This window comes from Aeromonas sp. R2-2 (assembly GCF_040908355.1).
GTDB classification, from domain to species: Bacteria; Pseudomonadota; Gammaproteobacteria; order Enterobacterales; family Aeromonadaceae; genus Aeromonas; species Aeromonas veronii.
Genome location: NZ_JBFODQ010000059.1, coordinates 172,582 through 199,370 on the forward strand (window position 1 = coordinate 172,582; position 26,789 = coordinate 199,370).

The 26,789-nt window shown below is 61.7% G+C and carries 24 protein-coding genes; 18 read left to right on the forward strand and 6 right to left on the reverse strand.

The window, feature by feature from the left end:
- Positions 1 to 115: 115 nt before the first annotated feature.
- Complete coding sequence (gene hldE, locus AB5Z09_RS11795; protein WP_368195364.1) at positions 116 to 1,543, reverse strand: bifunctional D-glycero-beta-D-manno-heptose-7-phosphate kinase/D-glycero-beta-D-manno-heptose 1-phosphate adenylyltransferase HldE; 1,428 nt, start codon at positions 1,541 to 1,543, stop codon at positions 116 to 118.
- Between the two features lie 204 nt (positions 1,544 to 1,747).
- Between hldE and lpxL the strand changes: the two genes are divergently transcribed.
- From lpxL to AB5Z09_RS11830, 7 genes are all read left to right on the forward strand, one after another.
- Positions 1,748 to 2,671 (forward strand): LpxL/LpxP family Kdo(2)-lipid IV(A) lauroyl/palmitoleoyl acyltransferase, encoded by a 924-nt coding sequence (gene lpxL / locus AB5Z09_RS11800; RefSeq protein WP_368195365.1) that lies wholly within the window; start codon positions 1,748 to 1,750, stop codon positions 2,669 to 2,671.
- Between the two features lie 627 nt (positions 2,672 to 3,298).
- Positions 3,299 to 5,221, forward strand: coding sequence for a PTS mannitol transporter subunit IICBA (locus tag AB5Z09_RS11805; RefSeq protein ID WP_368195366.1), 1,923 nt, complete (start codon positions 3,299 to 3,301; stop codon positions 5,219 to 5,221).
- A 37-nt stretch (positions 5,222 to 5,258) separates the two neighbouring features.
- Positions 5,259 to 6,404: a mannitol-1-phosphate 5-dehydrogenase gene (locus AB5Z09_RS11810; protein WP_005363105.1), complete on the forward strand. Its 1,146-nt coding sequence runs from the start codon at positions 5,259 to 5,261 to the stop codon at positions 6,402 to 6,404.
- A gap of 133 nt (positions 6,405 to 6,537) precedes the next feature.
- Positions 6,538 to 7,059, forward strand: coding sequence for an MltR family transcriptional regulator (locus AB5Z09_RS11815; RefSeq protein WP_047436914.1), 522 nt, complete (start codon positions 6,538 to 6,540; stop codon positions 7,057 to 7,059).
- A 190-nt stretch (positions 7,060 to 7,249) separates the two neighbouring features.
- Positions 7,250 to 9,037 (forward strand): cation:proton antiporter, encoded by a 1,788-nt coding sequence (locus tag AB5Z09_RS11820; protein ID WP_368195367.1) that lies wholly within the window; start codon positions 7,250 to 7,252, stop codon positions 9,035 to 9,037.
- Positions 9,034 to 9,606 carry a DNA-J related domain-containing protein gene (locus AB5Z09_RS11825; RefSeq protein WP_368195368.1) on the forward strand — a complete coding sequence of 191 codons (573 nt, stop codon included), beginning with the start codon at positions 9,034 to 9,036 and terminating at the stop codon, positions 9,604 to 9,606. The genes AB5Z09_RS11820 and AB5Z09_RS11825 overlap by 4 nt, the downstream gene beginning before the upstream one ends.
- Before the next feature lie 64 nt (positions 9,607 to 9,670).
- Positions 9,671 to 9,919, forward strand: coding sequence for a hypothetical protein (locus AB5Z09_RS11830; RefSeq protein ID WP_279488440.1), 249 nt, complete (start codon positions 9,671 to 9,673; stop codon positions 9,917 to 9,919).
- 61 nt (positions 9,920 to 9,980) lie between these two features.
- On the opposite strand, the gene AB5Z09_RS11835 is transcribed toward AB5Z09_RS11830, so the two are convergent.
- On the reverse strand, positions 9,981 to 10,493 hold the full coding sequence (locus tag AB5Z09_RS11835; RefSeq protein WP_005354921.1) for a mechanosensitive ion channel domain-containing protein: 513 nt from the start codon (positions 10,491 to 10,493) through the stop codon (positions 9,981 to 9,983).
- A gap of 13 nt (positions 10,494 to 10,506) precedes the next feature.
- A complete protein-coding gene (gene zntB / locus AB5Z09_RS11840) occupies positions 10,507 to 11,472 on the reverse strand; it encodes a zinc transporter ZntB (protein ID WP_368193313.1) in 966 nt (321 codons plus the stop codon).
- Between the two features lie 140 nt (positions 11,473 to 11,612).
- Here zntB and AB5Z09_RS11845 point away from each other — a divergent pair, with 140 nt between their 5' ends.
- Both AB5Z09_RS11845 and AB5Z09_RS11850 read left to right on the forward strand, forming a co-directional pair.
- Positions 11,613 to 12,062 carry a YaiI/YqxD family protein gene (locus AB5Z09_RS11845; protein ID WP_005335916.1) on the forward strand — a complete coding sequence of 150 codons (450 nt, stop codon included), beginning with the start codon at positions 11,613 to 11,615 and terminating at the stop codon, positions 12,060 to 12,062.
- A gap of 125 nt (positions 12,063 to 12,187) precedes the next feature.
- A complete protein-coding gene (locus AB5Z09_RS11850) occupies positions 12,188 to 12,688 on the forward strand; it encodes a metal-dependent hydrolase (RefSeq protein WP_368195385.1) in 501 nt (166 codons plus the stop codon).
- Positions 12,689 to 12,752: 64 nt separating this feature from the next.
- Here AB5Z09_RS11850 and AB5Z09_RS11855 read toward each other — a convergent pair whose 3' ends face one another.
- A complete protein-coding gene (locus tag AB5Z09_RS11855) occupies positions 12,753 to 13,958 on the reverse strand; it encodes a NupC/NupG family nucleoside CNT transporter (protein ID WP_005363118.1) in 1,206 nt (401 codons plus the stop codon).
- 542 nt (positions 13,959 to 14,500) lie between these two features.
- Between AB5Z09_RS11855 and dbpA the strand changes: the two genes are divergently transcribed.
- Entirely contained in the window at positions 14,501 to 15,880 is a 1,380-nt protein-coding gene (dbpA, locus tag AB5Z09_RS11860; protein WP_213387756.1) for an ATP-dependent RNA helicase DbpA, read from the forward strand.
- Between the two features lie 89 nt (positions 15,881 to 15,969).
- On the forward strand, positions 15,970 to 16,260 hold the full coding sequence (locus tag AB5Z09_RS11865; RefSeq protein WP_005335921.1) for a YkgJ family cysteine cluster protein: 291 nt from the start codon (positions 15,970 to 15,972) through the stop codon (positions 16,258 to 16,260).
- 27 nt (positions 16,261 to 16,287) lie between these two features.
- On the opposite strand, the gene AB5Z09_RS11870 is transcribed toward AB5Z09_RS11865, so the two are convergent.
- The gene (locus tag AB5Z09_RS11870) at positions 16,288 to 16,695 is read right to left on the reverse strand and encodes a hypothetical protein (protein ID WP_005335923.1); all 408 of its coding nucleotides are present in this window, start codon (positions 16,693 to 16,695) and stop codon (positions 16,288 to 16,290) included.
- A 268-nt stretch (positions 16,696 to 16,963) separates the two neighbouring features.
- On the opposite strand from AB5Z09_RS11870, the gene AB5Z09_RS11875 reads away from it, so the two are divergent.
- Positions 16,964 to 18,358: a PepSY-associated TM helix domain-containing protein gene (locus AB5Z09_RS11875; protein ID WP_368195369.1), complete on the forward strand. Its 1,395-nt coding sequence runs from the start codon at positions 16,964 to 16,966 to the stop codon at positions 18,356 to 18,358.
- Positions 18,359 to 18,431: 73 nt separating this feature from the next.
- Here the strand turns inward: AB5Z09_RS11875 and AB5Z09_RS11880 are convergent, their stop codons facing one another.
- The gene (locus AB5Z09_RS11880) at positions 18,432 to 19,337 is read right to left on the reverse strand and encodes a 1,4-dihydroxy-2-naphthoate polyprenyltransferase (RefSeq protein WP_042053617.1); all 906 of its coding nucleotides are present in this window, start codon (positions 19,335 to 19,337) and stop codon (positions 18,432 to 18,434) included.
- Positions 19,338 to 19,545: 208 nt separating this feature from the next.
- Between AB5Z09_RS11880 and AB5Z09_RS11885 the strand changes: the two genes are divergently transcribed.
- The 6 genes from AB5Z09_RS11885 to menE are packed head-to-tail and all read left to right on the forward strand — an operon-like array spanning position 19,546 to position 26,593.
- Positions 19,546 to 20,868 (forward strand): isochorismate synthase MenF, encoded by a 1,323-nt coding sequence (locus AB5Z09_RS11885; protein WP_201953393.1) that lies wholly within the window; start codon positions 19,546 to 19,548, stop codon positions 20,866 to 20,868.
- A gap of 32 nt (positions 20,869 to 20,900) precedes the next feature.
- On the forward strand, positions 20,901 to 22,658 hold the full coding sequence (menD, locus tag AB5Z09_RS11890; RefSeq protein WP_368195370.1) for a 2-succinyl-5-enolpyruvyl-6-hydroxy-3-cyclohexene-1-carboxylic-acid synthase: 1,758 nt from the start codon (positions 20,901 to 20,903) through the stop codon (positions 22,656 to 22,658).
- On the forward strand, positions 22,618 to 23,415 hold the full coding sequence (gene menH, locus AB5Z09_RS11895) for a 2-succinyl-6-hydroxy-2,4-cyclohexadiene-1-carboxylate synthase (protein ID WP_368195371.1): 798 nt from the start codon (positions 22,618 to 22,620) through the stop codon (positions 23,413 to 23,415). The genes menD and menH overlap by 41 nt, the downstream gene beginning before the upstream one ends.
- Positions 23,416 to 23,419: 4 nt before the next feature.
- On the forward strand, positions 23,420 to 24,268 hold the full coding sequence (gene menB / locus AB5Z09_RS11900; protein ID WP_197971580.1) for a 1,4-dihydroxy-2-naphthoyl-CoA synthase: 849 nt from the start codon (positions 23,420 to 23,422) through the stop codon (positions 24,266 to 24,268).
- Positions 24,268 to 25,197, forward strand: coding sequence for an o-succinylbenzoate synthase (gene menC / locus AB5Z09_RS11905; RefSeq protein WP_368195372.1), 930 nt, complete (start codon positions 24,268 to 24,270; stop codon positions 25,195 to 25,197). Before menB ends, menC begins: the two co-directional genes overlap by 1 nt.
- Positions 25,190 to 26,593, forward strand: coding sequence for an o-succinylbenzoate--CoA ligase (gene menE, locus AB5Z09_RS11910; protein ID WP_368195373.1), 1,404 nt, complete (start codon positions 25,190 to 25,192; stop codon positions 26,591 to 26,593). Before menC ends, menE begins: the two co-directional genes overlap by 8 nt.
- The last annotated feature ends 196 nt before the right edge of the window (positions 26,594 to 26,789 follow it).

Genomic DNA, 26,789 nt, shown 5'->3' on the forward strand with positions numbered 1-26,789 from the left:
AGCCGCTATCGGACATGAAAAAGGCGACCGCAAGGTCGCCTTTTTGTTATCCGTATTTCGGTCGGATTGCAGCCGCCGATAGTGAGCCCCGCCAGATTGCGGGGCCAGCAGCGCGTTAGCCGCGCTCGCGGATCGTCTTGATGATGTCGGTGGTGGAGCAGCCATCCTCGAAGTTGAGAACGCGCACCTCGCCACCATTGGCGGTCACCTCGGCGTAACCGGCGATATCTTCCGGCTTGTAGTCACCGCCCTTGACCAGCAGATCCGGCAGGATCTCGGCGATCAGGCGCTGCGGGGTATCTTCACCAAATGGCACAACCCAATCCACCGCGCCCAGCGCAGCCAGCACCGCCATGCGGCGCTCGGTCGGGTTGACCGGACGACCCGGCCCTTTCAGGCGGCGAACCGACTCGTCGGTGTTGACCGCCACGATCAGGCGATCCCCCAGCTTGCCAGCGTTGGCCAGATAGGAGACGTGACCGGCGTGCAGGATGTCGAAGCAACCGTTGGTCATCACTACCTTCTCGCCACGCAGACGGGCGGCACGAACCGCCACTTTCAGCTGGGCTTCGGACATGACGCCGAAGCCTGTCTCCTGCTCGGTGTAGAGGGCATTGGCCAGCTCGACCGGACTGACGGTGGAGGTACCCAGCTTGCCGACCACGATACCGGCAGCGGTATTGGCCAGCGCGCAGGCTTCGTCCAGGCTCTTGCCTGCCGCCAGTGAGGTAGCCAGAGTGGAGATGACGGTATCACCGGCACCGGTCACATCATAAACCTCGTGGGCCTGAGCCGGCAGATGCAGCTCTGGTTGACCTTCGCGGATCAGGGTCATGCCGTTCTCGGAACGGGTGACCAGCAGGGCATCCAGCTCGAAGCGCTTGACCAGATCCAGCCCCTTGGCGACCAGCTCCTCTTCGCTCTTTACCTTGCCCACTACAGCCTCGAACTCGGACATGTTGGGGGTCAGCAGGGTAGCACCGCGATACTTCTCGAAGTCGGTTCCCTTGGGGTCGACCAGCACCGGAATACCAGCGGCACGGGCGCGCTGGATCATGCCGGGCACGTCGTTGAGAGCACCCTTGCCGTAGTCGGAGAGGATCATCACATCGCTGTGCGGCAGCGCCTGCTCGACCTTGCTCACCAGCAGGGTGGAGTCGACAGCGTGGAACCCCTCTTCGAAATCGAGGCGCAGCAGTTGCTGGTTGCGCGACAGCACGCGCAGCTTGGTGATGGTCGGGTAGTCGGCCAGACGAACGAAGTCACAGGCGACCTTGACGCCGGCCATCTGGCCAGCCAGGGCATCGGCAGCCTCATCCTGACCGGTCAGGCCAAGCAGCACGGCATGAGCGCCAAGGGCGGCGGAGTTGAGGGCCACGTTGGCGGCACCGCCCGGACGCTCCTCAATGTGTTCAACCTTGACCACGGGCACCGGTGCCTCGGGGGAGATCCGACCGGTAGGGCCATGCCAGTAACGGTCCAACATGACATCGCCAACGACCAGAACGCGGGCTTTTTCAAAATCGGGCAGGGTGATCTTCATCTGTATCGACTCTCAAAACCTGAAAAATCAGCGGGCGATTTTATCACACTCTTTTATCCGGTGTAGAAAAAGCCGACTGCAGTTGCCGCCGCTGTCACGCTAACCGGACGCGGGTTACCCCTCTGACCAGCACACAGCCATTCGCCCCCGCCCCCCCTTTTCGGCTAGAATCCCCCGATTGTGTTTGCGAACAAGAGATTAGCCATGGCCCACGACAACGCTCCCCGCCTGGAGCCCCGCCTGTTTCATCCCCGTTACTGGGCCAGCTGGTTCGGCCTCGGCCTGCTCTGGCTGCTGACCCTGCTGCCGTGGCGCAGCCAGATGTGGCTGGGCCGTCAGCTCGGTCGTCTCGCCGCAAGGATATTGAAGTCCCGGGTCAAGATTGCCCGTCGCAATCTGGAGCTGGCGATGCCCGAGCTGACCCGGGATGAGCGGGAGAAACTGCTTAAGGCAAACTTCGAGAGCGTGGGCTGCGCCGTGTTCGAGGTGGGGATCGCCTGGTTCTGGCCAGACTGGCGGATGCGCAACCTGATGAAGGTGGAAGGGGAAGATCACGTCATCGCCGCCATGGAAAAAGGTCAGGGCATGCTGCTGCTCTCCTGCCATTTCCTGACGCTGGAACTCAACGCCCGCTGTTTCGGGCTGGTGCGCCCCGGCGTGGGGGTCTATCGCCCCAACACCAATCCGGTGCTGGAGTATGCCCAGTATCACGGTCGCTGCGCTTCCAACAAATATCTGGTAGACCGGATGGACGTGAAGGGGATGATCAAGGCGCTGCGCAACGGTGACGCCCTCTGGTACGCGCCGGATCACGACTACGGCAGCCACGCCAGTGTGTTCGTGCCTTACTTCGCGGTAGAGCAGGCGGCCACCATCACCGGCACAGCCACCCTGGCGCGGGTGAAGAACACCGTCACCCTCCCCTGCTACAACATCCGCACCAGCGAGGGTTACACCCTGCATATCGGTGCGCCGCTCGCCGACTACCCCAGCGGGGATGACATGGTTGATGCCGCCCGCGCCAACAGCGAGATTGAAGCCGCCGTGCGCAAGGCGCCGGAGCAGTACATGTGGCTCCATCGCCGCTTCAAGACCCGCCCCTCCCCCGAGGATGCCGGCTTCTACTAAGCCGCAGCCCCGACAGGGCTCAGATCGCAAAAACCGACAAACCGCCTGCTGGCGGTTTGTTTTTATCTGCTATCAGCCCTGCGCGGCAAGCAAGCGCCCCGAACATCTGCCGCTCGATAACATCCTGCATGTTGGCGCCCATTCCCAACAGCCAGCAGCAAAAGAGAGCTCATCACCAACCGTAAAAACTGAAAGCGGGTTACAAATCTATTGATTCATTTGTGAGTAAAGAGAGATTTAGATAGATTCATCGTCACTACCCGCTGATGAGTTATTGAGTGATTTGCCCCATTCGAATACAAAAACTGAATTTGTGAAGTGAATCACCTTTACGCAAAGGCACGGCAAAACCAATCTGGTGATCTGAATCACAAAAAATAGTCATTAAAAACAGAAAAGATCGAAATGTAGCCGAATTACAGCATGGGAATGTGATGTGAGTCACTGATTATGGAGGGGGTATCGCTGGGTATCCGAGATCTGGATCACAAGACACCCCGTTTTCAGCCTAATTTGATCGCAAGCTGGTAGATTGAAGTTGCTTAGACGACAGGGATGGAGGTTCGGCAAAACCGGCCATCCCGAACTACCACTTTTAATCAAACAGGCTTAAAACGGGGTCCCGACATGTTATCACCGGATACCAAAGTCAAGATACAGAATTTTGGACGCTTCCTGTCCAATATGGTCATGCCCAACATAGGCGCCTTTATCGCCTGGGGCTTTATTACCGCCCTCTTTATCCCCACCGGCTGGCTGCCCAATGAAACCTTGGCCAAGCTGGTCGGCCCCATGATCACCTACCTGCTGCCGCTGCTGATTGGCTACACCGGCGGCAAGCTGATGGGCGGTGATCGTGGCGGCGTGGTCGGTGCTATCACCACCATGGGTGTCATCGTGGGGACCGACATCCCGATGTTTATGGGTGCCATGATGGTCGGCCCGCTCGGTGGCTGGGCCATCAAGCGCTTCGACAAGGCGATGGACGGTCGCGTCAAGAGCGGCTTCGAGATGCTGGTCAACAACTTCTCCGCCGGCCTCATCGGCATGCTGCTGGCGATCCTGGCCTTCTTCGTGATTGGCCCCTTCGTCAAGGTGCTCTCCGGCCTGCTGGCCGGTGGCGTCGGCTTCCTGGTAGAAAACCACATGCTGCCGCTCACCTCCATCTTCGTCGAGCCGGCCAAGATCCTGTTCCTCAACAACGCCATCAACCACGGCATCTTCTCGCCGCTGGGGATCCAGCAGGCGACCGAGCACGGCAGCTCTATCTTCTTCCTGATTGAAGCGAACCCGGGCCCAGGCATGGGTGTGCTGCTGGCTTACATGGTGTTCGGCCGTGGTGCGGCCAAGCAGTCCGCGGCTGGCGCCTCCATCATTCACTTCTTCGGCGGCATCCACGAGATCTACTTCCCGTATGTGCTGATGAACCCGCGCCTCATTCTGGCGGTGATCGCCGGTGGCATGACCGGGGTCTTTACCCTGACCCTGTTCAACGCCGGTCTGGTCTCCCCTGCCTCACCGGGTTCCATCTTCGCCGTGTTGTTGATGACGCCGAAAGCCTCCCTGATCGGGGTCGCCCTCTCCATCATCAGCGCTACTCTGGTCTCCTTCCTGGTCGCCGCCGTGTTCGTCCGCGCCCAGCAGCCGGAAGCCGACGAGGCCGATGCCCTCGGTGAAGCCACTCGCAAAATGAAAGCCCTGAAGGGCGGCAAGCCCGATACCGCAGCGGCCAAGAAGCCGGGCGGCGAACTGATGGCGGTACGCAATATCGTGGTCGCCTGCGATGCGGGCATGGGCTCCAGCGCCATGGGCGCCGGCATGCTGCGCAAGCGGGTGCAGGCCGCCGGGCTCGATATCAGCGTCACCAACCGCGCCATCGATCAGCTAGACGATCAGGTGGACTGGGTCATCACCCACAAGGATCTGACCGAGCGGGCCCGTCGCCATGCGCCGAACGCTCACCATATTTCCCTGACCAACTTCCTCGACAACGGCCTCTATCAGGAGCTGGTACAGAGCCTGAGCCGCGCCGCCAACGATGATGTCGCCAACCCGCAGCTGCTGGTGGCCGCCAACGACGACAGCTACGAGCCGCAGGCCGCCGAAGTCTTTACCCTGAGCCGTCATGACGTGCATCTGGGACTGAAAGCAGACAACAAGGAGGCCGCCATCCTGACCGCAGGCCGACTGCTGGCCGAGCGGGGCTACGTGGCGCCCGACTACGTCAACGCCATGCTGGAGCGTGAACAGCTGGTCTCCACCTACCTCGGCGAGTCCATCGCCGTGCCCCATGGCACCATCGCCGCCAAGGAGTTTGTGAAGCGTACCGGCATCGTCATCTGCCAGTACCCGGCCGGGGTCGCCTTTGGCGAGGCTGCCGATGAGGTAGCGCGGCTGGTGATCGGCATCGCCGCCCGCAACGACGAACACATGCAGGTGATAACCCGCCTGACCAATGCACTGGATGAACCCGGTCTCATCGACCGGCTGGCCAGCACCACGGATCCCCAGGCCTTCCTGGATCTGCTGGGTGCCGAACAGGCTGCGTAATCATCTTTCATCGTCTTTGGTTCAAGAGGTTAATATCATGAAAACATTGCATTTTGGTGCTGGTAACATCGGTCGCGGCTTTATCGGAAAAGTGCTGGCGGATGCCAGTCATCAGGTCACCTTCGCCGACGTCAACGACACTCTTATCGACCAGCTCAACCACCGTCAGGAGTACAAGGTCCATGTGGTAGGTGCGGATCAGAAGCTGGACGTGGTGCGCAACGTGGCAGCGGTCAGTTCCGCCGGTCACGAGGTGATCGCCCGCATCATCACCGCCGATCTGGTCACCACGGCAGTGGGCCCCAACATTCTGGACAAGATTGCCAGCACCCTGGCCAAGGGGCTGCAAGCTCGCTTCGATGCCGGCAACCTGACTCCGCTGAACGTCATCGCCTGTGAAAACATGGTACGCGGCACAAGCCACCTCAAGCGGGAGGTACTCAAGTACCTGCCGGTCGCGTATCATGCCACGCTCGAATCCTGTATCGGCTTCGTCGACTCGGCGGTGGATCGCATCGTGCCGCCCGCCGCGGCTGCCAACGATGATCCGCTGGAAGTGACGGTCGAGAGCTTCAGCGAGTGGATCGTCGACCAGACCCAGTTCAAGGGGGAGCTGCCACAGGTGGCGGGTATGGAGCCCACCGACAACCTGATGGCCTTCGTCGAGCGCAAGCTGTTCACCCTCAACACCGGCCACATCGTCACCGCCTATCTCGGCAAACTGCGGGGCTACCGCACAGTGCGCGAGGCGATCGAAGATCCGGTGATCCGCAGCAAGGTGCGCCGCGCCATGGAGGAGAGCGGTGCCGTGCTGGTGAAACGCTACGGCTTCGACCCGCGTCTGCACGCCGCCTACATCGAGAAGATCCTGGCCCGCTTCGCCAACCCCTATCTGGTGGACGAGATTGACCGGGTCGGTCGTCAGCCGCTGCGCAAGCTGGCGGCGGGAGATCGACTGGTGAAGCCGCTGCTGGGCACCCTGGAGTACGGCCTGCCCAACGAGCAGTTGCAGGAGGGGATCGCCGCGGCGCTCCACTATCGCAATGCCGATGACCCGCAGGCGGTGGAGCTGCAAGCCCTGCTGGCGGAGCTGGGCCCGGCCAAAGCGCTGGCCCGCGTCACCGGACTGGATGAAGAGAGCGAAGTGGTTCGCGCCATCGTCGCCCGTTACGAAACCCTGTAATAACCCTGCTTGCGGCGCATTCAGCCACCACTGATAGCGCGCCAAGCGCTTGAATGGCAAGGGAATGTGCCCCATATGATAAAAACCGGGAGAGAGGCTGACTCTCTCCCTGTCAGCTGGACCCAATGCACCTATGACCACACACCAGGAAGATGAAGTACTGGAACGACTGAATGAGCAGGATGGCCCCCGCGGCTTCTTTCTCGAAGCCGTGACCATCCTGGAAGAGGCGGTCGACTCCCTGATGCGACGCGCGTTCCGTCAGGAGGAGTATGCCGTCAAATACGCCATCGAACCCCTGCTCAACCAGAGCGGCCCCCTCGGCCAGCTGGAGGTGCGCCTCAAGCTCATCTTCGCCCTCGGCCTCATCTCCCTCGAGCGCTATCAGGATATCGAAGCCTATATCAAGATCCGCGACTTTCTGGTGCGCGACCCCAAGGATTACCGCTTCAGCGACAAGCCGATCCGCGATCTGCTCGACCGCCTGCACGGGGTCAATCAGGGCGGCATGATGAAGCTGGAGCCCCCCGCCAGCGAAGAGGATTGGGCCTTCTACCAGATGCAGCTCAACCGGCTCGATCAGATGGTGCGCTCCGCACTGGTACTGACGCTGGCCGACTGTGTCGGCGAGCTCCACAAGGAGAGCCCCATCTAATCCGGCCCCAAGGCCAACCCGTCACCACGGTTGGCGTCTGGCTGGCACCCTTCACACCACAGCCAGCCACCATGACGCCGACTGTCGCACATCTCCCCATCCCGGCCATGATGCACGCTCCTTCAGGTGTCAATCTGACCAACTTAGCCACTACACTAGCTCCATACTCATTGCCTGAATCGAGGTCTGCATGATTGCCCTCTCTCTGGCCGGGATCGCCCTGGTCTCCGTGCTGGCCCAATGGCTTGCCTGGTCGCTGCGGGTGCCCGCCATCCTGTTTCTGCTGCTCACCGGCCTGACTCTGGGCCCGGTCAGCGGCCTGCTCGACCCCGATGCCCTGCTCGGGGATCTGCTGTTTCCGCTGGTCTCCCTGTCGGTGGCCATCATCCTGTTCGAGGGGGCACTGACCCTCCATCTGGCCGAGCTCAAGGGGATCGGCAAGGTGGTGCGCAATCTCTGCTCCACCGGCATGCTGGTCAGTTTCGCCGTCATCGGCAGCGCCGGTTACTTCCTGCTGGGGCTGGACTGGCGGGTTGCCACCATGCTCGGCGCTGTGCTGGTGGTAACGGGCCCGACGGTGATCGCCCCCATGCTCAACGTGATCCGCCCCACCCGGGAGGTGGACCGCATCCTGCGCTGGGAGGGGATCGTCATCGACCCCATCGGCGCCCTGTTTGCGGTGCTGGTGTTCGAGGCGGTGCGCCTTGGCAGTCAGGGGGATCTCATCAGCCATACCCTGCTGGCGCTGGGCAAGACAGTGCTGGTCGGTTCCCTGATCGGGGTGGTGGCAGGCTGGCTCACCACCCTGCTCATTCGCAAGGACTGGCTACCGGTCAGCCTGCACAAATTCGGCGTGCTGGCGCTGGTGCTGGTCACCTTCAGCCTCTCCGACTGGCTGAGCCACGAATCGGGCCTGCTGGCGGTGACCGTGTTCGGCATCTGGCTCGCCAATCAGGAGGGGCTGGATCTGGAGGAGGTGCTGGCGTTCAAGGAGGATCTCGCGGTCATCCTTATATCCAGCCTGTTTATCCTGCTGGCGGCCCGCCTCGATCTGGCACAGCTCTGGCAGCTCGGCCCCATGGTGCTGGCGCTGCTCTGCGTGGTGCAGTTTGTGGCGCGCCCGCTCTGTATTCTGGTCTCGACCTGGGGCTCGGATCTCTCCTGGCGAGCTCGCGCCCTGCTAAGCTGGATCGCCCCACGTGGCATAGTCGCAGCGGCAGTCAGTGCCTCGTTTGCCATCAGCCTGCATCAGGCCGAGATCCCCGATGCCGACAAGCTGGTGCCGCTGGTATTTGCGGTGATCATCTCCACCGTGGTGTTGCAGAGCCTCACCTCGGCACCGCTGGCCAGCCTGCTCAAGATGCGCCAGAGCACCCCCAATACCTGGCTCATCATAGGGGCCAACTCGGTGGCGCGAGCCATAGGCCGGGCGCTGGCGGATCAGGGTGTGCCGGTGCAACTCTGCGATCCCGCCTGGGAGTTCTGCAAACAGGCGCGGATGAGCAACCTCCCCTGCTACTTCGGCAACCCCCAGTCAGAACATGCCGAGCTGCACCTGCCGCTTACCAGCATCAGTACCGTGCTGGCGCTCTCCCCCAATCGCCACAACAACGCCCTCGGGGTACTGCACTTTGCCCACCTCTACGGCGAGGAGCAGGTCTACTCCCTGCGCTCCAGCGAGCAGCACGGCAAGGCTAACCGGGAGAGCGCCACCTTTCGCGCTCGCCAGAACCTGTTCGGCCCCGACATCAACTATGCCAGGCTGAGCAGCCTGCTGAGCCGGGGCGGCCAGATCAAGGCGACCCGCCTGAGCGAGGCGTTCGACTGGGCCCAGTATCAGACCGCCAATCCCGGCGCCATCCCGCTCTTCATCATGGATGGCAAGGGCAAGCCCCAGATCGTTACCGGCCCCGTCACCCCGCAGGCGGGTGAGCTGCTGATCGCCCTGCAGCCGCCCAGAGAGCAGGGCGCCGAATGAACGAAGCCAACAACAATCCGCTGATCGCCCCTCTGCTGGTGCTGCTGCAACAGGCGGCGGGTAGCTACAAGGTGCATGAACTGATGGCGGCTCTGCGCCAGCAGGGGGCGATCCCCCGGCTGGCCGACGATGAACAGCTGCAGCTGTTTCGGGTCAACTTCCTGATCATGAACGCCCTCTACCAGTTGCAGGCCGAGCTCTGGCAAGAGGGATGGTGGCTGGTGATCAGCACCCTGGATATCCGGCTCGAACCGCTGGCCGGGAATCAGGAGGCCAACCACGGCTTTGCCGTTGGCGAAAATCTGCGTAGCTACTATCTCGACTGGCAGGTGTTCTGGCAGACCGATCGTGCCGAAGTTGAGGCCCTGCTCAACCGCTTCTGGCGCGCTTATGACGGTGAGGGGCACAAAGCCGAGGCGCTGGCCCTGTTCGAGTTGAATGAGGGGGCGAGTCAGGAGACGCTCCGCCACCGCTGGCGGGAGCTGGCATTGCAGCACCATCCGGATCGGGGCGGCAATGCAGAGACCTTTATCCGGATCCGCTGGGCATGGGAGGTCCTGCGGGGATGATCCCGTTGCCGCATATAAAGGGCAGGCATAGACTGGAGCTGGATATTCCCCACAGGAGAGCATCATGACAGTCAGTGAACTTCGTAAGCTCTATCAGCAACAGATCCTGCACGAGGCCGAAATCCTCCACGACGTTGCCATCCCCGGATGGATCATCGAATTCAGAGGCAAGGATGGCACCCTCTACGAGCTAACCGACACCCTCGGCTGCCCGGTCAGTTTCGGTAACGTCGAACAGGCCCGCGAACATCTGCATCAGGTGGCCAACTGCCCGGTTCAGGTGGAGCACCTCTACCGCTTCTTCGAACGCTAGCGCCACCCACCACACACTAAAAAGGCTCCCGAGGGAGCCTTTTTGTTATTCCGGTTGCTTTCTATTCCGGTTGCAGCGGTTCCGCCACCTTGCCCTCCAGCTTCCTGACCGGCTTTTGCAGGATCAGGTTGGCCGGATAGGTGACCAGATCGCCGTTGTCATCACGCACCCGCACATAGAAGAGGCCAATCTCGGTGATGACGCCGGTGACCGAATCATCCTTGTCGAGGATGCGGATCCGGTCGCCAATCTTGTAGGGGAAGGCAAAGAAGATGGTGATGCTGGCGGTGATGTTGGAGAGGATCGACCACTGGGCGACCATGGCGACCCCCAGTACCGCAAAGAAGGAGGACGCGAGCACTACCAGTCGGGAGAAGTCGAGCCCCCATACCCCGGCCAGCACCAGCAAGGTGGCGCAGCCGAGCAGGAAGTGGAACACATGGGCCACGTAGAGCACCCGGTTCTCGCTCACCTGCCTGCTCTGACCGAGCGCCAGCAGGCTCTTGTGAATCAGCCGCCGGATCAGGGTATGACCCAGCAACAGCAGCAGGGTCAGGCCAATTGATTGCCACATGGGTTACGCCTCCTTACCACCAGCGCCGATGTTTGAGCCAGATAGCCAGCCCGCTTGCCAGCGCCACCAAGGATCCGCAGAAGACCCAGAAGGCGGTCGGATTCTCGGCCCCGGGGATACCGCCGAGGTTGATGCCAAACAGGCCGGTCAGGAAACTGGCGGGCAAAAAGAGCAGCGCCATCACCGACATCTGGTAGGCGCGGCGGTTGGTCGCCTCCGCCATCAGATTGTTGATCTCGTCTGCCAGCACGGCGGTGCGTGCCACTCCGGCATCGAGGTCATCGAGCCAGCGCCGCAGCCGATCGGCGATATCGAGCAGACGACGGCGGTCATCCTCATCCAGCCAGCTGATCTTCTCGTTGGCCAGCCGCGCCACCAGATCCCGCTGCGGCGAGAGGTAGCGGCGGATCATGATGAGCTGCTTGCGGATCAGCGCCAAGCGGCCATTGGCGGGCATGTCGCGCATCAGCACCATCTCCTCCAGATCGAGGATCTTGTCGTGCAGCTCCTCGACAAACTCCCCCGCCCGATCGGTCAGGGCATCGCAAATCTCCACCAGCCAGTCGGCCGGGGTATCGGCGCCGCCCCCCAGCTTGAGCTGGTTGAACACATCCTGCTCGGAGAGCAGCGGACGACGACGGCTGCTGATAATGAGATCCGGGGTGATGAAGATGCGCAGCGCCACCATCTCTTCGGGCCTGTGATCCTTGTTGTGGTTGATGCCGCGCAGGATCAGCAGCACCGTCTCCCCCATCCGCACCAGCTTGGGACGATTGCTCTGGCCGAGCAGCGACTCCCTGGCCGCCTCGCTGAGCAAGGGGGTCTGCAACAGCCAGCGCGCCGAATCGGGATTGCCGTAATCCAGATGCAGCCAGCCGGGATGCGCCGCCGGGACTTCGCTTCCCGCCGTCAGCGGCGCCATGCCCCCCTTGCCATCCAGGGTCAGGGCATAAATCACTTCACTGGGCACCCGATCCATCTCGTCTCCTTCTCGTTTCATGTGCTGGCCCCAGCTTACACCAAAGGCGGGGCCGACTCAGCCCCGCGCCTGGAAGGGGAGGCCTGTGTTAACATGGCCGCTCTCGTTTTTTATCCGCTTTCACTACAGGAAACCATGCCATGCCCATCTGGGTTGATGCCGACGCCTGCCCCATTCCGGTCAAGGAGATCCTCTACCGCGCCGCCCACCGCGCCCAGGTCGTCACCACCCTGGTGGCCAATCAGGGATTGCGGGTGCCCCCCTCGCCTTTCATCAAAACCCAGCAGGTGGAAAAGGGATTCGATGTGGCAGATCATGTCATCGCCCAGCAGGTTCAACCCGGCGATCTGGTGATCACCGGTGATATCCCCCTCGCCTCCTGGGTGATCGATGCTGGCGGCGAGGCACTCAATCCCCGCGGCGAGATCTACACCCGCGAGACCATCAAGGCGCGGCTCGGCATGCGCAACTTTATGGAAGAGCTGCGCTCGGCCGGCGTGCAGACCGGCGGCCCGGCCCCCTTCAATGCTGCCGACAAACAGCGCTTCGCCAACGCCCTCGACAAGTGGCTGGTCAAAGGCAAGTTGTAAATAGGCTATAAAGGCGCCCAATATGGGCGCTTTTTCGCCGTAACATCCTGATTTTTAAAATAAGAGCTGACCACAACCGTCAGGCTGGTAAGATGCGCCGCCATCTTGTCCACGCCGTAATCATCATGACCGCCCAAGGGCACCTGCTCTTCTCCGTTACCTGCACCCTGATCGCCCACAAACTGCAGCTCACTCCGGCACTGGCCGATGCCAGCCTGTGGCAGACCATCCCTGCCGCGCTGGCCAGCGCCCTGTTGCCCGACCTCGACCACCCCAAATCGGTGCTGGGGCAGCGCCTGCCGTGGATCTCGAAACCTCTGTCGCGGCTGTTCGGCCATCGCGGCTTCACCCACAGTCTGCTGGCAGTCGCCGCCGCCGTCTGGGGGCTGAACCAGAGCCTGCCGCCGGGCACCCTGCCCATGGAGGTCAAGGATGCGCTTATCGTCGGCTACCTCAGCCATCTGCTGGGGGACTGGCTCACCCCGGCGGGCATTCCGCTCTTCTGGCCCATCAAACGCCGTTACCGCCTGCCGGGCTGGCCGCTGCGCAGTGGCGGCGCCATCGAAACCGGCTTTTGCACTCTCACCCTGCTGGTCGCCGGCTGGTGGTGCGGCTGGCGGCTGTGAGGCAGAAACAAAAAAGCCCCTGACAAGGTCAGGGGCTCAAACCGTGGCGGGTGCCGCCAGAGGATCAGATCATGATGCCAGCGATAACAGCAGAGAGCAGGCTGACCAGGGTAGAACCGTAGACCAGCTTCAGACCGAAGCGGGAAACCATGTTGCCCTTCTCTTCGTTCAGCGCTTTTACCGCACCGGCGATGATGCCGATGGAGCTGAAGTTGGCGAAGGAGACCATGAAGATGGAGAGGATGCCGACGGTACGCGGAGAGAGCTCGGCAGCCACCTTGCCCAGATCCATCATCGCCACGAACTCGTTGGTCACCAGCTTGGTCGCCATAATGGAGCCCGCTTGCAGCGCTTCACCACTCGGGATACCCAGGATCCAGGCGATCGGGTAGAAGAGGTAGCCCATGACGAACTGGAAGTTCACGCCAAATGCCATCTCGAACAGGTAGTTGATCAGGGCAATCAGGGCGATGAAGCCCACCAGCATGGCACCCACGATCACGGCAACGGTGAAACCGGCCATGATGTACTCGCCCAGCATCTCGAAGAAGTTCTCTTTCTTCGGGGTGTGGTGCTCGTCACCTTCGGCAATGGCCTTGATGTCGGTCACGGAGTTATCCGGCTCGTAGGGGTTGATCAGAGAGAGCACCACAAAGGTACTGAACATGTTGAGCACCAGCGCGGCGACCACGTAGCGCGGCTCGATCAGCTGCATGTAGGCACCGACGATGGACATGGAGACGGTAGACATGGCAGTCGCCGCCAGGGTGTACATCTGCTTCTCGTTCAGGTGCGGCAGGATGTTCTTGAGGGCGATGAAGTTCTCGGACTGGCCGACGATCATCGAGCTGATGGCGTTGAAAGACTCCAGCTTGCCCATGCCGTTGATCTTGGCCAGCACGGTACCGATACCGCGGATCACCAGCGGCAGCAGGCGGATGTACTGCAGAATACCGATCAGCACGGAGATGAAGACGATGGGCATCAGCACCATCAGGAAGAAGGAGAAGGCTCCTTCGTTGACCAGACCACCGAACACAAAATCGGTACCCTGTTTGGCAAACTCCATCAACTTGGTGAAGCCGGCGGCGAAGCCACCCACCACCGCCAGACCCACTTCGGAGTTCAGCATGAACCAGGCCAGCGCCAGTTCGACCACCAGCAGTTGGCCGATATAACGCAGTTTGATCTGTTTCCAGTTGTGGCGGTTAGCCAGCAGAGAGAGAGCGAGGACCATCACCAGTCCGAGCACAAAGTGAACGTATTCCATACCTGTAGCACCTGAGTAAATTGTAATTTTTGACCGGCGCCATCATAGACATTTGCACATTTAAAAATCAGATAGCCATCACAATCCCGCGCAATATTATGGAGGCAGGATAATACAAACGTTTTTAAATTAATTGTGCAATGAGCTGATATTAATCGCGCAACATAGAAATATAAATTCCTTTAAAAACATCGCACTGGGTAAGGCTGGCGCCGTTTTCATGTTCTTTGAAAATATTTCATCAGCATTTTCGCAACATTCCCTGTGGCGCAGTAACCGTTCGTGAAATATTTCCCAATCATTATATTAAAATACTGAAAATAGAAAACGTTTATCCACGATAAATAATTAGATGAGTGTTTGAAAAATAGTCCTTATCGCATTGTCGGTGATCGTCCGCGGTCGGTTTGGCAACAAATGAACCTTTCATTGCCCCTCGTGGCCAGCCGTTCAAAAATCCGCCACATCCGGTGCCACATTCTGGTATGATGCGCGGCCTTAGCGCTCGCGCATCCCCGTTTTCTCCGAAATAGAGTCCTTTTGTGAACAACAGCGAATTTAGCAGCCTCAATCTCTCCCCCGCCCTGCAAGAGAACCTCACCAGCCTGGGTTACCTGCAGATGACCCCGATCCAGGCCCAGAGCCTGCCCCTGGTGCTCGATGGCAAAGACCTGATCGCCAAGGCAAAAACCGGCAGCGGCAAGACCGCCGCCTTCGGCCTCGGCCTGCTGGCCAAGCTCAACGTCAACCGCCTCGAAGTGCAGGCGCTGGTGCTCTGCCCGACCCGCGAACTGGCGGATCAGGTGGCTCAGGAGATCCGTCGTCTGGCGCGTGCCCTGCCCAACGTCAAGCTGGTCACCCTGTGCGGCGGCACCCCGACCGCACCGCAGTCAGCCACCCTGAGCTTTGGTGCCCACATCGCCGTCGGCACCCCGGGTCGCATTCTCAAGCATCTGGAGCAAGGCACGCTGGAGCTCTCCGGCCTCAAGACGCTGGTGCTGGATGAAGCGGATCGCATGCTGGACATGGGCTTTGGCGAAGATATCAACCGGGTCATCAGCTATGCCCCCCAGCAGCGTCAGACCCTGCTCTTCTCCGCGACCTATCCGGAAGGGATCGCCCAGATGAGCCGCGGCGTGCAGCGCAATCCGGTCGAGGTGAGCGTGGAGTCCCTGCACGAGGGGAGCGCCATCGAACAGAAGCTCTACGAAGTGCCTGCCGGCCAGCGCCTCGACGCCCTCACCTGGCTGCTGAGTCACTACCAGCCAAGCTCCTGCGTGGTGTTCTGCAACACCAAGCGCGCCTGTAACGACGTGGCCGACCATCTGGCCGCCAAGGGCTTCTCGGCGCTGGCGCTGAATGGCGATCTGGAACAGCGCGAGCGGGATCAGGTGCTGGTGCGCTTTGCCAACGGCAGCGCCACCATTCTGGTGGCCACCGATGTGGCGGCCCGCGGCCTCGACATCAAGGAGCTGGGCGCCGTCATCAACTACGAGCTGACCTATGATCCGGAAGTGCACGTGCACCGCATCGGCCGTACCGGTCGTGCCGGCCAGCAGGGTCTGGCCCTGAGTCTCTATCAGCCGAACGAGGCCCAGCGCGTCAACTTTATCGAAGAGTACCAGCAGGCTTCGATGCCGTTGGGTGATCTCGACAGCATCGGCCGCGATATCAAGCCAATCGCCCCGCAGATGGTGACCCTCTCCATCGATGCAGGCCGCAAGACCAAGGTGCGGGCCGGTGACATTCTGGGCGCGCTGACCGGCGAAGGCGGCATTGCCGGCGCCGATGTGGGCAAGATCCAGATCTCCGAACAGTACTCCTACGTCGCGGTGAAGCGCAGCGTGGCGAGCGCCGCCCTCAAGCGGTTGCAGGAAGGCAAGATCAAGGGTCGCAGCTACCGCGCCCGCAAACTGGGCTAAGGTTTTTTGCAAGCCGTTAGCCAGACCACAGGCGCCTGACAGGCGCCTGTTTCATATCTCCGATGCCGCCATGCGGCAAGACAGGCACCATGACCCAAGCAATCCAAACCGATGTGAGCTGCCAGAACTGCGAAGCCTGCTGCTGCCGCCTCGAAGTGATGCTCTTTACCGATACCGGCGTGCCGGACCGTTATGTACTGGAACGGGATGGCGAGATACCGGTTATGCGCCGGCTGGACGATGGCTGGTGCGCCGCCCTCGACCGCAACACCATGATGTGCCGTATCTACGAGGTACGGCCGCTGATCTGCCGCGAATTCGAAATGGGTGAACCCGACTGCGTCGACGAACGGGACAAGTGGTTTATCAAGCTGGAGTGAAGCCCGTCCACGCGGGGAGCGGGGTGGTCAAGCGCTCGCAGGTTCACAGGGAGCTGTGTTGAGCTGCTCCCCCAGCCACTGGATGGCCGCTGCCTCCTGCTCGAAGTAACGTACCGCCCGAAAGGGCAATCCCTTGAAGATGTTATCCGCCAGATAGCGCTTGAAGCCCCCCACGAAGACCACCGCCAGAAACTGACAGCCACTCTCGGCACACCAGCCAAACTGGCGACGAAAACGGGCCAACACCTCGGGCCCGGCCGCTTCAAACTCGGTCGCGACCTCGACAATCCCCCAGGGGCCATCCATCAGACCGGCCAGTTCGTGACGAAAGCGCGCCTCATAGGCCATGGCACCTGCCAGATTGAAGGGGCCACTCGGACGGCAGATCAGCATCTGGCCCCTGCGCTCCATGTCGAATTGCCCATGTGGCTGCATGACTGCACCCATTCCGTTACCACCACCATCGCCTGCAAATTGTTACCACAAGGTAATAATTTATAAGGAAAAGTCCAGCAGCAAACAGGCTTTCCCCAAAGCGTGATCATCCTATCCTGCAAACCGTCGGCACCTCATGTTACCGACACTCCGCACTGAATCGGTCTCAAGATGTGTGATTGCAGTTAACGAAACGTTACTGCTATTATCCGCGCCGCCACAAACATTCCACCAGCCGAAAGGTTTGGCACCCCAACAAGGATGTGCAATGAAAAACAGGGACTCGAGTCATTACCAACGGATCTGGCGCTGGCACTTCTACGCCGGTCTCTTTGTCGCCCCTTTCCTGATCCTGCTGTCACTGACCGGGATCGTCTATCTGTTCAAACCCCAGCTCGACAACCTGATGTACCCAGAGCTGATGAAGGTCGCCCCCGCCAGCCAGACCCTGAGTGCCGACCAGCTGCTGGCCAAGGCGATGATGACCATGCCCGATGCCAGCCTGCGTAAGTACCTGCCGCCTGCCACTCCCGACCTGAGCGCTCAGTTCATCGTCAATCGAGGTGAACAGGAACTGACCCTGTTTATGGATCCCGCCAGCGGCGCTCTGCTCGGCACCATGGATAACAAGTGGAATCTGCAAGCGGTGGCCCGCTCCCTGCACGCCGACCTGCTGCTCGGTACCACCGGAGATCGGCTGATCGAACTGGCCGCAGGCTGGGGGCTGGTGCTGCTGCTGAGTGGTCTCTACCTCTGGTGGCCACGCAAGGGGCCCGGGGTGGGCGGCATCCTCTGGCCCAGAGTGAGCCAGCGCGGACGCCTCTGGTGGCGGGATCTGCATGCAGTGGTCGGCTTCTGGGGCGCTGGTTTCCTGCTGCTGTTGCTGTTGAGCGGCATGACCTGGACCGGTTTCTGGGGCGATCAGTTTGCCGCGGTCTGGAACCGCTTCCCCGCCGCCATGTGGAACGAGGTGCCCAAATCGGCACCGCTGGCTCGCAGCCTCAATCAGGCCCACGAGCAGACCGTCCCATGGGCGGTGGAGAACACCCCTATGCCCAGCTCGCAGCCGGTCGATGAGGGGCACGATCACGGCGCCATGAACCACGGCGAGCACGAGGGAGTGGTGATGGCCAGCCAGCGGATCCCGCTGCAACGGGTGGTCGAGATCGCCCATGAGCGGGGAGTCCAACCGGGTTACAGCATTACCCCGCCGGTCGGCGCCACCGGTGTCTATACCATCGCGATCTTTGCCGATGATCCGCGCAACGATGCCACCCTGCATATCGATCAATACAGTGGCAAGGTGCTGGCCGATGTGCGCTGGCAGGATTACGGCCCGGTCGCCAAAACGGTGGAGAGTGGCGTCATGCTGCACATGGGCAAGCTCTACGGCTGGCCCCACCAGCTCGCCATGCTGCTTATCTGCCTGATGGTGCTGGCCAGCGCCGTGAGCGGTCTGTGGATCTGGTGGTGCCGCCGTCCGCAGGGCCGTCTCGCCGCACCGCCGCTGCCTACCAAACTCCCGCCGATGCGCGGTGCCATCGCCCTGCTGATCCTGCTGGGCATTGCCTTCCCGCTGGTGGGCGCCTCGCTGGTCGCCATCTGGCTGCTGGATACCCTGCTCTTCTCCCGCCGGACTCCGGCGCTGGCCAAGGCCAGCTGAGCTGCCTCGATAACGATCAAAAAGGGCTCCCGTTCGGGAGCCCTTTTCATTTATCGCCGTTCCATCCAGCAGGTCAGGAGAGCGCTAACCCGATGGAGAGCAGCAGGCTGAACAGAAACGCGCTGATGGCGGTCTTCTTGAGGGCACCGGTCAGCACCTCGCCATCGTAGCTTTCGCGAAGGGTCTTGGCCGCATCGCTGAGAGGCTTCATGGCGGGCAGGAAGATCCACGGCCAGAAACTGGCGGGCTGGATCAGGATAAAGGCGATGGTTGCCAGCAACGCCGCCCCCAGCAACACCCAGTGATAGGCGATGGCGCGGTTGCGACCAAGGCGCACCGCCAGAGTGATCTTGCCACTGGCGGCGTCGGTCTCGATGTCGCGCACATTGTTGATATTGAGCACGGCGGTCGCCAGCAGACCACAAGCGGTGGCGGGTAGTAGCAGATCCCACTCCAACGTCTTGGTGAAGAGGTAGTAGGAGCCGAGCACCCCCAGCAGGCCGAAGAAGAGGAACACCGAGATATCGCCAAACCCGCGATAGCCGTAAGGAGTCTTGCCGACGGTGTAGGTCACCGCCGCGACAATGGCCGCACCACCCAGCACCACAAATGCCAAAATCTGCAGCCACTGACCGCCGAAGGCACAGCCCAGCAACAGCAGGCCACTGGCCACCGCCGCCAGCGCGGTCAGCCCCATTGCCACGCACATCTGTTTTTTGGTGATAAGACCGGAGACCACCGCCCGCTGCGGGCCGATCCGCTCACCGTTGTCGGCGCCGGAAACCGCATCGCCGTAATCGTTGGCCAGATTGGAGAGGATCTGCAGCAGGATGGCGGTCAGCAGCGAGAGCGCCATGATGGTGCCATCGAAGGCGCCACGACTGGCAGCCAGCCCCGAGCCCAGCAGGATGGAAGAGCAGGCGAGCGGCAATGTTCGCAAACGCGCCGCCAGCAACCAAACAGAGAAGGTATTTGTCATTTTGTGATGGCCAAACAATCGGATATTGATCGTGTTAAGGGTTATCGAACCGGATTTGGGTATACTTGGCCCCGGAGAGTGAAGCTCCCGCGGGCGATTTACATGGACGAATGGGCAGATAATATATAGGAAATCATCGCCCTTTGGCATAAACCTACGGCATCCAGCTACCGGATCGCTCGTTACTACCCGGCTCAGAAAAGAATCCATGTTGGCTCAGACCCATATCAAGCAACAACTGGACGCCCTGCGTCACAGCAACGTCAGCGGCTTCGTACGGTTGCGAGTGGCGATCGAAATCCGCTCCTTTCTGGGCTGGCTCGCGGCGCAAACCCTCTATCCCCGCATCTACTGGCAGGCCCGTGGAGAGGCTCGTCCCGAGTATGTCGCGCTAGGCGCCATCCATGAACTGACCGAACCGCACGCCATCAAGCAGGTGTGCACTAACACAGCCAACCAGCATCATGACGACAGCCCTCGCTACTATGGCGGGCTGGCGTTCGATCCGGCCCAGTCCGGCTGGCAAGGGTTTGGCCCCTGCCGTTTCGTGCTGCCCCGCATCGAGCTGGTGCGCCGTGGCGAATGCGTCAGCCTCTGCCTCAACCTCTGGCTGGATGAAAACAATCTCGAGGCCGAACTGCAGGCGGCCGAAGCCGCCCTCGATGCCCTGCGCCCAGAAGCCCCGCTGCCAGCCCTGCAAAAGCAGCCCTGGCAGCGACAGGATTGCCCCGGCCCCGCCCAGTGGCAAACGCTGGTGGAGCGCGTCACCGCCCCCGATTTTCAGGCGCACACCCCCAAGGTGGTGCTGTCGCGGGAGAGCGTGCTGACCAGTCCGAACCACGATGCGGATATCAATCCCTGGGCCATGCTCGACCAGTGGGCCCGCCACGCCCAGGACTGTTTCCACTTCGGTTTTCAATTCTCCCCCGAGCAGGCCTTTATCGCCTGCTCCCCCGAGCGGCTCTACCGCCGGGAAGATCGCCACCTCTTTACCGAGGCGCTGGCGGGCACCATCCGCCGCTCCGGCGATGAAGAGGTGGATGCCCAACTGGCCGCCGAGCTGCTGGCCGACAGCAAGAACCGGCTGGAGAACCGGCTGGTACATGCCGACATCCTCAGCCGACTGGCGCCACTGACCCACGATGCCACCCTGACCGAGCCACGCATTCTCAAACTGCGGCTGCTGCAACACCTCAAGTGCGATATCGAAGCCGAGCTCAAGCCCGGGGTCTGCGACTGGCAACTGCTCGACGCCCTCCACCCGACTCCGGCGGTGGGCGGTGCGCCGCGCGAGGCAGCGCTCGCCTTTATCCGCGAGTTCGAGCCCTATGATCGGGGCTGGTACGCCGGAGCCTGCGGCATGTTGAGTCGGGAGACGTCCGAGTTCTCGGTCGCCATTCGCAGCGCCCGCATTCAGCCGGGCAGCGTCACCCTGTTTGCCGGTGCCGGCATTGTCGCCGGTTCCGAGCCTGTCGCCGAGTGGGCCGAACTCGACAACAAGATCGCCAATGTGCTCTCCCTGCTGGGATAGTCATTCACCCTTTTCACGCTACGAGAGCCCCTATGCCCACCCGTAAAGAGCCTGCCAGCGAAGAGTTTGCCTGCACACCGTTTTCGAGCCAGCACGCCACCTTCAACCACGTCTGGTCCTCCCTCTTGCTGGAGGAGCTCTTTCGCCTCGGGGTGCGCGACATCGCGCTGGCCCCCGGCTCCCGCTCTGCGCCGCTGACCATGGCCGCCGCGGCCCATCAGGGCTTTCGTCGTCACCTGCACTTTGACGAGCGCGGCCTCGGCTTTATGGCGCTCGGGCTGGCCAAGGGGAGCAACCGGCCGGTGGCGGTGATCATGACCTCGGGCACCGCAGTGGCCAACCTCTGGCCCGCCATGGCAGAGGCCCAGCTCACCGGCGTGCCGCTGATTATTCTCTCCGCCGATCGCCCTCACGAACTGATCGACAACGGCGCCAATCAGGCGATCGACCAGCAGGGGATCTTCGGCCGCTACCCCGTCTATCAACAGAACCTGCCGAGCCCCACCCCGACCATTCCGGCGGCGTTTGTGCTGAGTTCGGTGGACCAAGCCTTGGCCAAACAGGCGCTCACCCCCGGGGTGGTGCACTTCAACTGCATGTACCCCGAGCCCCTTTACCCGGGCGAGCACTATCAGGATTTCTCCGACTATCTGGCCCCCCTCGGCGACTGGCTCGGCTCGCGCAAGCCCTGGAGCCCGTGGCAGCAAAACGAGCCGACCTGCCCACCTCAGGCGGAGTGGGAAACCTTTCGCCAACAGCGCGGCATCGTTGTGGCTGGTCGCATTACCGACCCGAAGCAGGCACAGGCCGCCGCCGCGCTGGCGGAGCAACTTGGCTGGCCGCTGCTGGCGGATCTGCAGAGCCAGATCCGCTTCGATTGCCGCAACCTCATCCATATGGATATGGCGCTCAACGACCCTGAATTCGTCGCCGAGCTGGGCCGCGCCGAGGTGCTGCTGCAATTTGGTGCGCGGCTTGTCTCCAAGCGGCTTGGCCAGTTCATCAAACACCATTCATGGCAGGATTACTGGCTGGTGGATCCGCAACCGGCGCGGCTAGATCCCGACTACCGGCTGCGCAACCGGCTGCTCTGCAGTGCCAGCGCCTTTGCTGCGGCCCATCCGGTCACCACACAAGCCCCTTGGCACACATTGGCCGAGCTGCAACACAACGCCAGCCAGCAGATCGCCGCTGCCTGCGAGCACTTCTCCGAACTTGGGGTCTGCCATCGCCTCAACCGCCTGATCGAAGGGCAACTGTTTGTCGGCAACAGCATGCCGGCCCGACTAATGGATATGCTCGGCGAAACGGGCAAGGGGCCGAGCCGGGTGATGACCAACCGCGGCGCCTCCGGCATCGATGGCCTGATCGCCACCGCCTACGGGTTTGCCCAATCGATCGAGCCGGGTAGCGATGAGCCCACCACCCTGCTGCTTGGGGATCTCAGCGCCCTGCACGATCTCAACAGCCTCGCCCTGCTCAGCAAGGCGAGCCGACCGCTGGTGGTGATCCTGCTCAACAACGATGGCGGCAGCATCTTCCGTATGTTGCCGGTGCCCACCGAAGGGGAACTGCTGGAGAGCTACTACCGGCTGCCCCACGGTCTCAGCTTTGAACATGCCGCCGCCATGTTTGGCCTCGCCTATCGGGCGCCGACCACCCTGCCCGAGTTCGAACGCGATTACCGCGCCGCCCTCCAACATGGCGTTACCTTGATCGAGATCCGGGTACCGAGCGAGCAGGTGGCCGATGATCTCAAGGCGCTGGGGGCCGCCATCCGTGGCAAATAAAGATGCCAATGTGCCGCTGGTGCTGCTGCACGGTCTGCTGGGGGATAGCGGCGACTGGCAACCGGTGATCGACCGGCTGCCCGCCATCCGCTGCATCGCCCTCGATCTGCCGGGTCACGGTCAGCATAGCGATCTCAACGTCAGCGACTTTGAGCAGAGCCACCAGTGGCTGGTCACCGAGCTGGCCAGCCGCAACATTGAACGCTATCTGCTGGCAGGTTACTCGCTGGGTGGGCGACTGGCCCTCTATCACGCCAGCCGCGAGCCCGCCGGGCTGCGGGGGCTGCTGCTGGAGAACTGCCACCCGGGGCTACCGGCCAGTGAACGGGCCGCCCGCATCCAGCACGATGAACAGTGGGCGCAGCGCTTTGAGCGTGAGCCCCTGGCTGACGTGCTGGCAGACTGGTACCGGCAAGGGGTGTTTGCCGATCTTGACGATGCGGCCCGGGCCCGCCAGATCGCCCGCCGCCTTGGCAACGACGGTCAGGGCATCGCCACCATGCTGCGCGCCACCTCGCTCGGCAAGCAGCCGGATCTCGCCCCCTGGCTCATGGCGAGCCAGCTGCCGGTTACTTATGTGAGTGGCAAGCGGGATCACAAATTCCATCAGCTGGCTTGCCAGCTGGCGAACCAAAATCGCAGAATCAACCACTTGGTGCTGGATGGCGGCCATAATCTGCACGCCCATCAGCCTGATAACTTTGCCCGACTCCTCGCGGAGTGGGTCAACCAACAAGAAGAGACGAGTCATGATTGAAGCAATGACGGAAGCTGAACTGTATGCACCTGTTGAATGGCAAGATTGCTCCGCCGGTTACGAGGACATCCTCTATCACAAGTCCAACGATGGCATTGCCAAGATCACCATCAACCGTCCCCAGGTGCGCAACGCCTTCCGCCCCCGCACCGTCAAAGAGATGCTGCAGGCGCTGGCCGATGCCCGTTATGACGATCAAATCGGCACTATCATCCTGACCGGTTTTGGCGAGAAAGCCTTCTGCGCCGGCGGCGACCAGAAGATCCGTGGCGACTACGGTGGATACCGTGATGACGAGGGGACTCACCACCTCAACGTACTCGACTTCCAGCGCGACATCCGCACCTGCCCGAAACCGGTGGTTGCCATGGTGGCCGGTTACGCGGTCGGTGGCGGCCACGTGCTGCACATGATGTGTGACCTGACCATCGCCGCCGACAACGCCCAGTTTGGCCAGACCGGCCCGAAAGTGGGCTCCTTCGACGGCGGTTGGGGTGCTTCCTACATGGCCCGCATCGTCGGCCAGAAGAAAGCCCGCGAAATCTGGTTCCTCTGCCGCATGTACGATGCCCAGCAAGCCCTCGATATGGGTCTGGTCAACACCGTCGTGCCGCTGGCCGAACTGGAGCGTGAAACCGTGCGTTGGTGCCGCGAAATGCTGCAAAACAGCCCGATGGCGCTGCGCTGCCTGAAAGCCGCCCTCAACGCTGACTGTGATGGTCAGGCGGGCTTGCAGGAGCTGGCGGGCAATGCCACCATGCTGTTCTACATGACCGAAGAGGGTCAGGAAGGCCGCAACGCCTTCAACGAAAAGCGTCGCCCCGACTTCTCCAAATACAAGCGGAACCCCTGATGACACTCGCCCTGTATCGCTATCAACTGCCTTTTACCCAGCCACTGACCTTTCACGGCAAGGTGGAGGTGGCGCGAGAGGGGCTGTTGGTGCGCATCAACGACGGCTGGGGGGAAATTGCCCCCCTGCCCGGCTTCTCGAAAGAGAGTCTGCAACAGGCAGAGGCAGAAGCCCTTGCCACGCTGGCGGCCCTTGCCGCCGGCGACACCCCGAACCCCGTGCTGCCGTCGGTGCAATTTGGCCTCAACTGCGCGCGCCGGACATGGCCCGAGCAGCGCAACCCGCTGCCGGAGCCCTATCCCCTCATTCAAGGCTCCCCCCAGGAGCTGCTGCGCAACTGGAAAGAGTGGCTGCACCGCACGCCCGGCAAGGCCAAACTGAAGGTGGCGCGCTACCCGATGCGTGACGAGCTGGCGCTGATCCGCCTGCTGTGCGATCGCCTCCCCTCCCTCAAGCTGGTGCTGGATGCCAACCAGGGCTGGACTCGCGAGGAGGCCTGGACCTTCTGCGGCCACCTCGACCCGAATCGTATCGAGTATCTGGAAGACCCCTGCGCCGACTTTGCCGACATCGCCTTTGTCGCCAACCGAACCGGCATGCCGGTAGCGCTGGACGAACTGCTGGCACAAGGCAAGCAGTGGGAGCCGATCCCGCAACTGCGCGCGCTGGTGCTCAAGCCTACCCTGCTCGGTTCACTCGCCAACTGCGAAGCGCTGATCGCCCGCGCCCGCGAACTGCGGCTCAAGGTGATCATCTCCTCCTGCTTCGAATCGGATCTGGGCCTGAACCAGCTCTTTCATCTGGCGAGCGAATGGGCTCCCGAACAGGCGCCGGGTCTGGATACCCGCCGCTGGATGGCGGGCAACCTGCTGGGGGAAGATGGCAAACCGGATCTGAGCCGACTGGAGCAACTGTATTACCGTGATTGAACCCACACGTTCACCCGAACAGACACCTTGCCCGGTACGCCACCGGGCAATCACAGCCCCGAACCGCATTGCCATCCACGCCGCCTCGCCCCTCAGTTACCGCCAGCTCGATGCCCACCTCAACAGCCTGTGCCAACAGCTGAAACAAGCCGGAGTGCGCCGTGGCGAACATCTGGCTGCGGTGGTGCGCGGTGCGCTGGAAGATGTGCTGCTGGCGTGGGCCTGCGTACGCAGCGGCGTGGTGTTCTGCCCGCTCAACCCCGCCTTTCCTCTCGAAAAGCAGAGCGAGCTGGCGGTGCAACTCGATGCCGATGCCTTCTGGTCGGCAGGGGAGATCCCGGCAGGCAACTGGCAGCCCTTGCCGCTCGACTTCACGCGCGAACTGCCAGCAAGCGAGGAAGCGTGGCCGCTGGAATCGACCCAACTCAACAACATGATCCTCACCTCCGGCTCCAGCGGCACGCCGAAAGCGGTGGTGCACCGGCTCTGCAACCACCTTGCCTCGGCACGCGGCTCTGCCACCCTTATTCCCCTCGATGAGGCCTGCGGCTGGCTACTCTCCCTGCCGCTGTTCCATGTGGGCGGCTACGCCATCCTGTTTCGGGTCTTTCTGGCGGGCGCCACGCTGGTGCTGGATCAACGTGAACGCTCCCTCAAGGAGCGGCTGGAGTGCCAGCCCATCACTCACCTCTCGCTGGTGCCGACCCAGCTCTGGCGCCTGCTGGCAGAGGGTTTTGATCCCGCCCGTACCCGCCTGCGCGAGCTGCTGCTCGGTGGCGCCGCCATCCCGCAACCGCTGGTGAGCCGCCTCTGCGCCATGGGGCTCGAACCCAAGGTGAGTTATGGTCTCTCCGAGATGGGCAGTCAGGTCTGCACCGCTATCCCCGGCGATACAGGCGTAGTTGGCAAACCGCTACCGGGACGGGAAGTGTGCATCAGGGAGCAGGAGATCTGCGTGCGCGGCGCCACCCTGTTTGCCGGTTACTACCGAGATGGCGAGCTGGAACTGCCCCTCGATGACGAAGGCTGGTTTCATACCCGCGACAAGGGGAGGTTCACTGCGGCAGGGGAACTGCTGGTAGATGGGCGGCTCGATAACCTCTTTATCTCTGGTGGCGAAAACATCCAGCCCGAAACCATAGAGCAGCGACTGGTAGATCATCCCGCTGTCGCCCAGGCGCTGGTGGTGCCGGTACCGAGCGACGAGTGGGGGCAACGCCCCGCCGCCTTTATCGACTGGCACGGCGAGCCGGTGCCCTACCCCGAACTGGCAGCCTGGATCCGTAGCGCCCTGCCCGGCTTTATGGTGCCCGACCACTGGATCCCCTGGCCCGATCTTGGCGGTAATCTCAAGCCACAGCGGAAACAATTTCAGAATATCATTAGGTCGCAATAATTATTCATGCGACAAAAAATGACGCCATGGAGCCATCCAAATACACATATGGCTCAAAATAAAATGCTGGTGGTATCAAAATCCTCCTCCTCAGTCTGAATAAGTGAGAACGATTACATAAACGGCCTTTTTTTGCACATTTTTTGAACCAAATTAATTGGCTGTAGTACCATACCCTCCACCATGCATTTAGTAG